Origin of the sequence: Thermoflexus sp. (assembly GCF_042408365.1) — a bacterium.
In the GTDB taxonomy this organism is placed as follows: domain Bacteria; phylum Chloroflexota; class Anaerolineae; order Thermoflexales; family Thermoflexaceae; genus Thermoflexus.
Map to the genome: position 1 here is coordinate 1 of NZ_JBHOQJ010000148.1, position 9,620 is coordinate 9,620.

General features: G+C 64.9%; 7 protein-coding genes. All 7 read right to left on the minus strand.

Annotated elements, in window-relative coordinates; translation table 11 throughout:
- Nucleotides 1–1,372 (minus strand): TldD/PmbA family protein (locus tag ACFMO5_RS06965; protein ID WP_376792034.1); only part of this gene is annotated, 1,372 nt, incomplete at its 3' end.
- A 48-nt stretch (nt 1,373–1,420) separates the two neighbouring features.
- Nucleotides 1,421–2,617: an MFS transporter gene (locus ACFMO5_RS06970; protein WP_376792035.1), complete on the minus strand. Its 1,197-nt coding sequence runs from the start codon at nt 2,615–2,617 to the stop codon at nt 1,421–1,423.
- A 28-nt stretch (nt 2,618–2,645) separates the two neighbouring features.
- Nucleotides 2,646–3,473 (minus strand): 16S rRNA (cytidine(1402)-2'-O)-methyltransferase, encoded by an 828-nt coding sequence (gene rsmI / locus ACFMO5_RS06975; protein WP_376792036.1) that lies wholly within the window; start codon nt 3,471–3,473, stop codon nt 2,646–2,648.
- 244 nt (nt 3,474–3,717) lie between these two features.
- A complete protein-coding gene (locus tag ACFMO5_RS06980) occupies nt 3,718–4,623 on the minus strand; it encodes a SurA N-terminal domain-containing protein (RefSeq protein ID WP_376792037.1) in 906 nt (301 codons plus the stop codon).
- A gap of 234 nt (nt 4,624–4,857) precedes the next feature.
- Nucleotides 4,858–6,594: an alkaline phosphatase family protein gene (locus ACFMO5_RS06985; protein ID WP_376792038.1), complete on the minus strand. Its 1,737-nt coding sequence runs from the start codon at nt 6,592–6,594 to the stop codon at nt 4,858–4,860.
- Between the two features lie 111 nt (nt 6,595–6,705).
- Nucleotides 6,706–7,755 (minus strand): site-2 protease family protein, encoded by a 1,050-nt coding sequence (locus ACFMO5_RS06990; RefSeq protein ID WP_376792039.1) that lies wholly within the window; start codon nt 7,753–7,755, stop codon nt 6,706–6,708.
- Nucleotides 7,756–7,804: 49 nt separating this feature from the next.
- A complete protein-coding gene (gltX, locus tag ACFMO5_RS06995; RefSeq protein ID WP_376792040.1) occupies nt 7,805–9,295 on the minus strand; it encodes a glutamate--tRNA ligase in 1,491 nt (496 codons plus the stop codon).
- Between the last annotated feature and the right edge of the window lie 325 nt (nt 9,296–9,620).

Genomic DNA, 9,620 nt, shown 5'->3' on the forward strand with positions numbered 1-9,620 from the left:
TCCCCCAGATCACCCAATGATCCGCGTTGCACACCGCGTCGCAGGAACGCCAGAACTCCGGTGTGATCCCGGTGTAAATCGGGTTCTTCAACATGCGGGTCAGCTTCCCGCCCCGGATCTCCCAGGCGATCTCGCAGCCGAACTGGAAATTCAACCGCTTATCGTCGATGCTCCATGAGCGGTTGGTGTCCATAAAGATCCCTTCCTCCGTGTCCGCGATCAGATCCTCCAGGCGCCACGTCCCGGGGAGCAGGTTCACGTTGGTCATGCGGATCAAGGGGATCCGATTCCAGCCGGAGGCCCGCATGGTGCCGTTGGAGAGGCCGGTGACGTAGGGGGAGGGGCCCAAGAGTTTCAGCAGCTGCCGCGCGGTTTCGCGAGAGGTCATATAACCGACGAAAAGGCCCTCCCGCACAATATCGACTCGTTGTGCGGGTACCCCTTCGTCATCCCAACCGAAAGTCCCCAGCCCGCCGGGCAACGTGGCGTCCGCCGTGATGTTGACCACCTCCGAGCCGTAACGGAAGGTCCCCAGCTTCTCCGGGGTCAGGAAAGAGGTCCCCGCATAGGCAGCCTCCGTCCCGAAGACGCGGTCCAGCTCAATGGGGTGCCCACACGACTCATGGATCTGGAGGGCCACCTGGGAGCCCCCGAGGATCACCGTGGTCACCGTGTCCGGACAGGGATCCGCCGTCAGCAGGGCCACGGCCTCCTCCGCGATGCGGGGCGCGTGGCCCGGGAGATCGCATTCCTCGATGAACTCCCATCCGCGGGTCATTTGATGACGGCCCACCGAATTCGGGTAAGAGCGGCGCTGGACCTCGTCGGGCCCCACGGCCAGGGCCTCGATGCCGCAACCCGATTCGATGATCTCCTGCTCGATCCACGAGCCCTCCGTGCTGGCGAAGACCTTGCGCTCGCGGATGAACACCATCTCCGCCTCCGTGGCCGCGATCCCTTTCACCGCCCGCATCGCCGCATCGGCAGCCAACAGGACCTCGAGTTTCTTCTCCAGGGGGACCGCGAAGGGATCGATCTGCACCGGCGTCCGATAGGTTCCTCGCTGAACCACCGGCGGCCCGATATCGACGTCCTCTTTCTTGAAAAGGGCACTGGCCTTTGCGATCTGGACGGCCCGCTGGGCGACCCGCTCCGCCTCCTCCAGGGTCAACTGGGCGCTGGAGGCGAAGCCCCAGGCCCCGTCAGCGATCACCCGTACGCCAAACCCCATATCTTCAATCTGGCTGATGCCCTGAACGACCCCGTTGCGGACCAATACGGATTGCTCGATCCGATGGACCAGGCGGACATCGGCGTAGGATGCCCCCTTCAGCTGCGCGGCGTTCAGCGTGCGCTCCAGGATCTCCTTCACGCGGACCTCCTTTAAGCGCCCCAAAGGCTATATGAGAATACAAAGCAATTATAGACCACGCCGGTTCGCTTCCAAACCGGATCCGGACGGGATCGCTTCCACCCTTTGGCCCAGTGTTCCGGCCCAGAAGGCCCCTCCGATCGCCAGCGGGAGCGAAAGCAAGGCGACCCACAACGGATAGGCTGGCTGGAGGGCGAACAGGAACCCCGCCATCGGGGCGGCGAGTGCCAGCGCCAGACTGCGAGCGGTGTGGACCATAGCGGAGGATGTGGCCCGCGTCTCATGGGAGGCCAGGCGCAGGATCCGGGCCGCCGCCAGGGAGTAGCCCGCATAGATGCCGCCGAGGAAAGCCATGGCCCCCATCACCACCGGGAAATATCGAAATCCTATTAAGAGAAGCATGAAACCCATCCAGCCCAACCCCCATGCGCCCACCAACCCCAGCGGCCGTGCCCGCCCCTCATCCCATCGGCCCAGCAAGGGGCCCAGCCCGATGATCCCCAGCGCCTGGAGCGAGGCGAACAGACCCAAATGGGCTTTGGTCCATCCCCCTACATGCTGCAGGAAGTTGGGAAGCAAAACCAACCCCACCTGACTCACCGTGAACAAGGCCAAAAGAGCGAGGCCAAACGGCCATGGGATCCCTTTCCAGATCTCCCGCATGGTCGGATGCGCCGAACGCTCCGGGGGTGGATCCATGGGGAGAAAAAGAGCGACAACGGTGGAGAGGAGAAACAACCCGGCGCTTAGCCCGAGCACCCGACGCATCCCCCAATGTTGAGCCAGCCATCCGCCCGCGGCAGGCGTCAGGAGGCCTCCCAGGGCGTAGCTGGCGCTTAATAAAGGGAACACCCGTTCCAGCGGGATCGGCCCGACCATGCGGGCTACGTACGCGTGAATAATCGGCAGGCAGTAACCGGACATCAGGTAGAGCGTCAGGCCAGGGATCAGCATTCGCCAGTCCGCTGCCCCGGCCATCCCCAGAGCCCCAACCAACCCGGCGAGCCATCCCCCCAGCATGAGCGGTTTGTATCGTAGGCGATCGGCCACCCAACCCGCTGGGAGATAAAGCAAGGCGAGGATCAGCTCGGCCACGCCGATGACCAGCCCGATTTGCTGCGGTGCGGCCCCCAGCTCCTGCACATACACCGGGATCAAATAAAAGAAAAGGCCTTCCCCCAATGCCCAGAGGAGCTCCGAGAGGATCAACAACCGGATCATCCGCCAAGGTTGCGAAGAATTCATTTGGAAAGCTCCTACGCCGCGTGAGTGCTTATTCCCCGCGGAGCTTGAGGGCCATTCGATAGATCACCGAACGCGGCCACCCGGAAGCCCGGGCGACTTCGCGAGCCGCCTGCGTGGGGGGCATGCCCGCAGCAAGCAGCTCCTGAAGCCGGCTCCTCACCTCCTCTTCCTCCCACCGCGTCTCCTCCTCCGGCGCCCCGGCGATGACCAGCGTGAATTCCCCCCGGGGCTCCACACGGATGAAATGCTCCAGGATCTCCCGTGCCGTCCCCCGGCGGATTTCTTCGTGGATCTTGGTCAGCTCGCGGGCCACCGCCATGGGGCGATCGCCCAGGATCTCCAGGATGTCCTGGAGGCATGCCCGCAGGCGATGAGGGGCCTCAAAAGCCACCAGGGTCCAGGGGGCCGATGCGACCTCAGCCAGCAACCGCCGGCGCTCTCCAGGCTTGCGCGGCAGGAACCCCAGAAAGAGAAAGCGGTCCGTCGGGAGGCCGGAGACCACCAGGGCCGTCACCGGCGCCGACGGCCCGGGGATCGGGATCACCGGAAATCCATGATCCAGCGCGGCGCGGATCAGAGCATAGCCCGGATCCGAAAGCCCCGGCATCCCGGCCTCTGAGACCAACGCCACATCGCCGGAGCGCAGGGCTTCCAGGATCTGAGGGATACGGGCCGGTTCATTGTGCTCAAAGTAGCTGATCATCGGGGTATGAATGCCATAATGTTCCAGTAGAATGCGGGTGCGACGGGTATCCTCAGCGGCGATCAGGCTGCACTCCCGCAGCACCCGCAGCGCCCGCAGGGTGATGTCCTCAAGGTTTCCGATGGGCGTGCCGACCACGTACAACGTGCCCATCCTGCGACTCCCTCCCAGCCACCGCTCGCTGCACTGTTGGGTCAGGCGGAAAGCGCGCCCCCGAAACGGGCGAGGCCACGAACCAACATGAGCCGTCCACCAGGAACCGTCTGCCTCTCCAGACAAAGAGGGCACGTCCAGAAGGACGTGCCCTCGCGCGCGTCCGTGTCCCAACGATTCGCCTCGGAGCTCCCAAACTTCATTTTACCTGAGGTGAAGAGGAACCGATCATTCAGAAGTCCCATTAAGGGGACAGCGGGATAAAAATCTCCACCTGGGCCTCCGCCCGCCAGGCTTGCAACCGTTCGCGGATCCGGTTCTGCCGGAGCAGCTCCCGCTGATCCTCTGTGAGCGGCCGGGCCGGGTCCTTCTCCACCACGAAGAGCAGGTGATACCCCCCGGGGGTCGCCACCAGGGTCACCTGGCCGGGAGGTGTGGCGAACGCGGCCTCCTCCAGCTCCGGGATCACCAGGGTCCCCCGGGCGAACCAACCCAGGTCGCCGCCCAGGTCCCGGGTGGCCTCGTTCTCCGAATACTGACGGGCCAGCTCGATGAAATCCTCCCCCTGTTGCACGCGAGCGAGGAGCTGACGGGCGGTCTCCTCGCTGGACACCTGGATGTGCCGGGCGTGAACCTGCTCCGCCACCTCGGGGATGTCCGCCGTCAGGCGTTCGAAAACCTTCTGGGCCAGCATGGCCGCGCGCTGATTCCGCCGGAACTCCTCCTCGCTCATCCCCATGGACGCCAGCCGCTGGCGGAAGGATTCCAGGCCTCCGCTCTCATTAATGAATTGACCCAACGCCGCCTCTACCTCCTCTGGCGATACAGCGATCCCCAACGCCACTGCGTGCTGCTCGATGAGGAGCTCCTCGATCATGCCCTCCAGGATTTGGCGGGGAAGCCCCGCCAGGCGACGTCGCCCTTCCTCAGAGTTCGGATCCAGGCCGTTGCGGATCCACTCCCGTTCGTAGGCGGCGACCCGCTTTTCGAAATCCGAGAGGGGAATCGGCGCGCCATTGACCCGCGCCGCCAGCGCCGGAGTGGGTGTCGTGGAGGGCAATATCGGCGTTGAAACGGTCTCCGTTGGAATGGGAGAAGGGCCACAAGCGGCCAGAGCAAGAGCCAGGAGAACCGCTATTCTTCTGTGCATCGGATCGCTCCCCCGTAGGAGATCCAAAAAGTTTTCCTCCCCCTCCCCGTAACCCTTTAAGCCGCGGGGAAAAGAATGAGAGGCCATCCACCCCGCCATCGGAGAAGTTCAGCCGGTGGTCTCCCCGAAGGGTGTGGATGATCCCGACGGCCTTGCGAAGGCGTACCACCCGATCCTACGGCCAGACCTCACCGAAATTCCACGTGGAAAGATCATCCTCACACGCGAGGGCGGCTACCCTGGATATGGCGTGAGCGCTTTCTGATATGTCTCGCTCAGGAAAACATGGAAATCCCGCGCGTCTCGCCAGGTTTGAGGGCGCAAGGGACGCTCGGGCGGGAAAACGAGGAAGGACACCTCCTGAGCGCCACCTAACCCTCCATGAGTTCCCCGCTGCTCCTCAAACGTGACCACCACCCGGCCATCCCATGCCCCCAAGAGGATGAGATCCCCGCTGTCCGGCAAGCGGGCCAGGCGGGCCAGCTCCTGGGCCGCTCGCTCCGGATCCAGCCAGCGCCCCTCGACGGCCATCCGCTCGGGATCCCTCAAGGGATCCTGACCGTAAATCTGCGATCGGCCATCCGCGCGGACGATGCGGGCCCCTTGTCGGCCCATCAAGAACACGTCCTCCCCCTCGCGCCCGATGACCAAGCCGATCCCCGGATGCTCGATTAAGGCATCCAGCAGGTGAGGCCACCGAACAGCGATCTCGCTGAGCGGGAGGGGATCCGATGTGACGGCAATATAAACGTGGGCGAGGGGGCCGGAGGGTCGGACGATGACATCAGCTGCGGGTTTGGACCATCCCTCCCGTTCTTCCTGGGAGCGGGGGGCCTGGCGCTGCACGTAGGCTCGGGCCGCCCGCACCATCCGGGCTCCGCGGGGGGAAAGAGCTCGCTCCAAGCCGCGCATCTCCACCATCAGATACCGCCATGACCGCCAGCGTCGATCATCGGATTCGACCGTTTCATCCATTGTAACCGGTTGCGCCATGTGGGCCCGGATGAAATCCCCCAGGCTTTGGCCGGAGCGCTGGGCGAACGGCTCCGCACGGGTCATCCCGTGATCTGAGAAAACGTAAAGATCGTACGGGCGCCGGGCGAAGCTGGCCATTCGATCGATCTCACGCAAATAAGCGTCGATCCGACGCAACGCCCGAAACGCCACCGGATGATCCGGCCCGTAACGATGCGCAGCCTCATCGTAGAGGACGTAAATCGCATACAAAGGGGAGATCCCCCGATGAAGATCCAGGCTGATGCTGAAGGTGAGCAACTCGTGGAGCAGAGCGTTTCCCAAGGACAGGAATCCCAAACGAAAGAGCTCCACAGGGTTTCGCAGCAAACGCCTCCACGCTTCCCAGGAGCGAACGCCATACCATAGCTCGTCCAAGATATCCCGGGCGATCATCCGGAGGATCCGCCAGATCCGCCCCGGGCTCAGCAACACCATCAGGAAGAGGCTCAGGCCGCGAACCCCCTGCAGCAATCCGGGCAGGCCCATCGTGCTCAGGGTGAAGATCGTTCGCTCCGCCCCTCCGTCGAACATGCTGGCGTAACAGGCTCCACCCCGGAGCAAGCCCCCCGCGCCGTCCTTGTGTAATCGAGAGGCAACCCGCCGCACGTGATCCGGCCGCTTCATCACAATCCGCATCCGCCGCGCTTTCTCATACCATCGGAACCCCGGGATGGCATCCAGCTGGCCGTAAAGCAGCGCAGCGGTTACGACAGGCGTGGTGGTGGGGAAGCCCGCGAACCACGGGGAGACCTGAAAGCGCCCCTTGCGGATCTGCCGGGCCAGATAGGGCATCCGTCCTTCCTCTAAAGCTTGCTGCAGATGGGGGAACGAGAGGCCGTCGATTTGGATCAGCACGAGGCCCCGCTCAAGGGTCAGCGGAACCTCCGGTTGCCCGATCCGCCGGCCCAGGGCGCGATATTTCGCTCGATAGATCCACCGGAAGATCGATTTCATCGTTCCCAGGCGATGTTCACGAAAGCGAAAGGGAGCCGGGCTTCCGCCCGGAACGTTTGAGGAGAGCCGCTATTCCCGACCCTTGGGATCACCGGAGGGCAGAAAATGCGCTCACGAGTCGAAGGCGCGCCCATGGACGAAGGCTTCCATCTGCTCCCGGGGGAGCCAGCCGAGCCCACGGCCGTCGCGGACCACCAGAAGGCCGGGCTCTTCCCCCTGCGTCAGATCCGACCAGGCAGCCGCCATGGAAGTTTCCCCCTCCACGACCCGAAGCGCCCGCCGGTGGAGCGTCCCATGATCCAGGAAGAAGCCCTCCATCCATCGGCCGGCCGCCTCCACGGGCAGAACCGGCTGCCCGCTATGGGCCAGCAAGCGACGAGCCGCCTGAAGGGTGACCCGATCGTTCACCGCGATCCGCAACGGCTGCGGGTAGGGGGCCACCGGGATCCGTCGGAGGCGCTCCTGACGACTGAACAGCCGGGCCTCCTGCAAGGTTTGGCTGAACAGCCACATCGCGATCATCATGGTCACCAGCCCCCCGGGGTCCCGGTGCAGGAATTGCCAGACCGCCAACCCGCCGATGCCCATCGCCCCCGCCTGGCCCATCCGCAACGCCCACCACGTTCCCCGGCCCTCGCCGAGCCCCAACGCCAGCACGCTTCGCAGGATCCGCCCGCCGTCCATCGGGAAGACCGGCAGCAGGTTGAAGGCCCCCAGGAGGAGGTTCAACAGCCATAGGGTGGACCAGAACCCCAGTCGCTCCCCGAATGGTCCCCCAAGGCTCCCGCCCATCCCCAGGGCGCTGAGGCCCAGGGCGATGGAGAGATTCACCGCCGGGCCCGCGAGGGCGATGGCGAACTCCGCGCCGAAGCGGCCAGCGGGCAGCCGCACCGCCGTGAACCCGCCCAAGGGCCAGAGGAGGACCGAGGTGACCGGGACCCGGAGCAGGCGGGCCGCGACCAGATGCCCCATCTCGTGCAGCAGCACCAGGCCGAACAGGAGCACCCACCATAGCCCCTGGCGAAGGGCCTCCCGCCACCCCCCCAGCGCCCCCGCGCCCAGCCCCAGCCCGATCCACAGGACCACCAGGCTCCAGTGCACGCACACCGGAACCCCTGCGAGGGTGAACAATCGAACGCTCGCGAAACGGGACTTCAGCACCGACGTTCCTCCTCTGGGGCGACGCGGTTCCCCAGCGCTTCCGCGCGGCTCATCCCGACAAGGGAACCTGTTCCAACAGGCGGATCGCGGCCTCGAGCCGGCTCAACGTCCGCTGTCGGCCAAGCAAAACAATGGACTCAAAGAGCGGCGGGGTCACCCGCCGGCCGGTCACCGCCACCCGCACCGCCATGAACAGCGTGCCCGCTTTCACGCCGAACCGATCGGCCAATTCCCTCAGCGCCTCTTCGATGGCTTCATGGGTGAACGCGGGGAGGGCCTCCAGCGCCTGCCGAGCTTCCATCAGCCAAGCCCGGACCTGATCCGAGGTGGCGCCCTTGGGCGTTAGATCCTCGAGGGAGGGGGATACCTCCTCTTTCCAGAGGAACTCCAGCATCTCCGCCCCCTCCCGCAAGGTCTTGATCCGCTCCTGGATCAGCGGGATCGCCCGCCGGAGCGTCTCGAGGTCTGGCCGCAGGCCCAGGGCCTCCAGGAAGGGGCGCAGGCGCTCCGCCAACGCTTCGGGGCTCAACCGGCGAATGTAGACGCCGTTCATCCATTCCAGCTTTTCGTAATTGAAGGCGGCCGGCTTGGGGTTGATGCCCGAGATGTCGAACTTCTCGATCAGCTCCTCGATCGTGAACAGCTCGGTTTTGTCATCATACGCCCAGCCGGTCAACGCCAGGAAGTTCACCAGGGCCTCCGGGAGATACCCTTCCTCCCGGAAATCCCGGACGAAGACAGCGGTCTCCCAGCGCCCCTGCTCCTGCAGGACCCGCTTGCTCATCTTCCCCTTGCCCGTGGGGCTCAGGATGATGGGCAAGTGGGCGAACTGAGGGGGTTCCCAGCCGAACGCCTGATAAAGCAGGATGTGGCGGGGGGTGCTGGGGATCCACTCATCCGCCCGCATCACATGGGTGATGCCCATCAGATGGTCGTCCACCACGTTGGCCAGGTGGTAGGTCGGATAGCCATCGGACTTCAACAACACGAAGTCATCTTGCGTCCGGTTCTGGACGGAGATCTCCCCGTGCACCAGGTCGTGGAACGTCGTGGTCCCCTCCAGGGGCACCTTCAGGCGGATCACGTAGGGCTCCCCGGCAGCGACGCGGCGCTGGGCCTCCTCCGGAGAGACGTTGTAGCGGCAGAACCGGTCGTAGCCGGTGGGCTGCTTGCGGGCCTCCTGCTCCCGGCGCAGGCGCTCCAAGCGCTCTTCGGAGCAGAAACAATAGTAGGCGTGGCCCAGGGCGACCAGGCGATGCGCATGCTCCCGGTAGATCTCCAAGCGCTGGGACTGGATATACGGGCCGTAGGGGCCGCCGACCTCCGGCCCCTCGTCCCAGTTCAGGCCCAACCACCGCAACGACTCCAGGATGTCCTCCAGGGCGCCCGGGACCAAACGTTTGCGATCGGTGTCCTCGATCCGCAGGATGAACTGTCCGCCGTGGTGGCGGGCGAAGAGCCAGTTAAACAACGCCGTGCGCGCCCCCCCGACGTGCAGGAACCCGGTCGGGCTGGGGGCGAAGCGAACGCGAACGCTCATCAACCGTTTCCCTCCTCTGGGGATACGCCAGGGGCCTTGTGGGAGCGATCCCCGGCGATGGGCCGGCCCGGCACGGCCTTGTATATATTGTAATTCACCGGGTTCGCTGGGAATGAATTCAACGGGCGCGCCTTTTGACGCACCTTTTGGATGTCCATGGCGAGCCTCTCAACCTACTGCGTTCGATTTCGGTTCCATAGGGGGTTGGTGGTGAGCCGGGCGCCACGGGAGGCCCCATCCCCCTGGATCCCCCCTCCTCACAGCCCGAAGGGCCGTGGGGAGGGAGGATAAAAGGTGTTCGGGTGGTGAGCCGGGCACCCGTGGC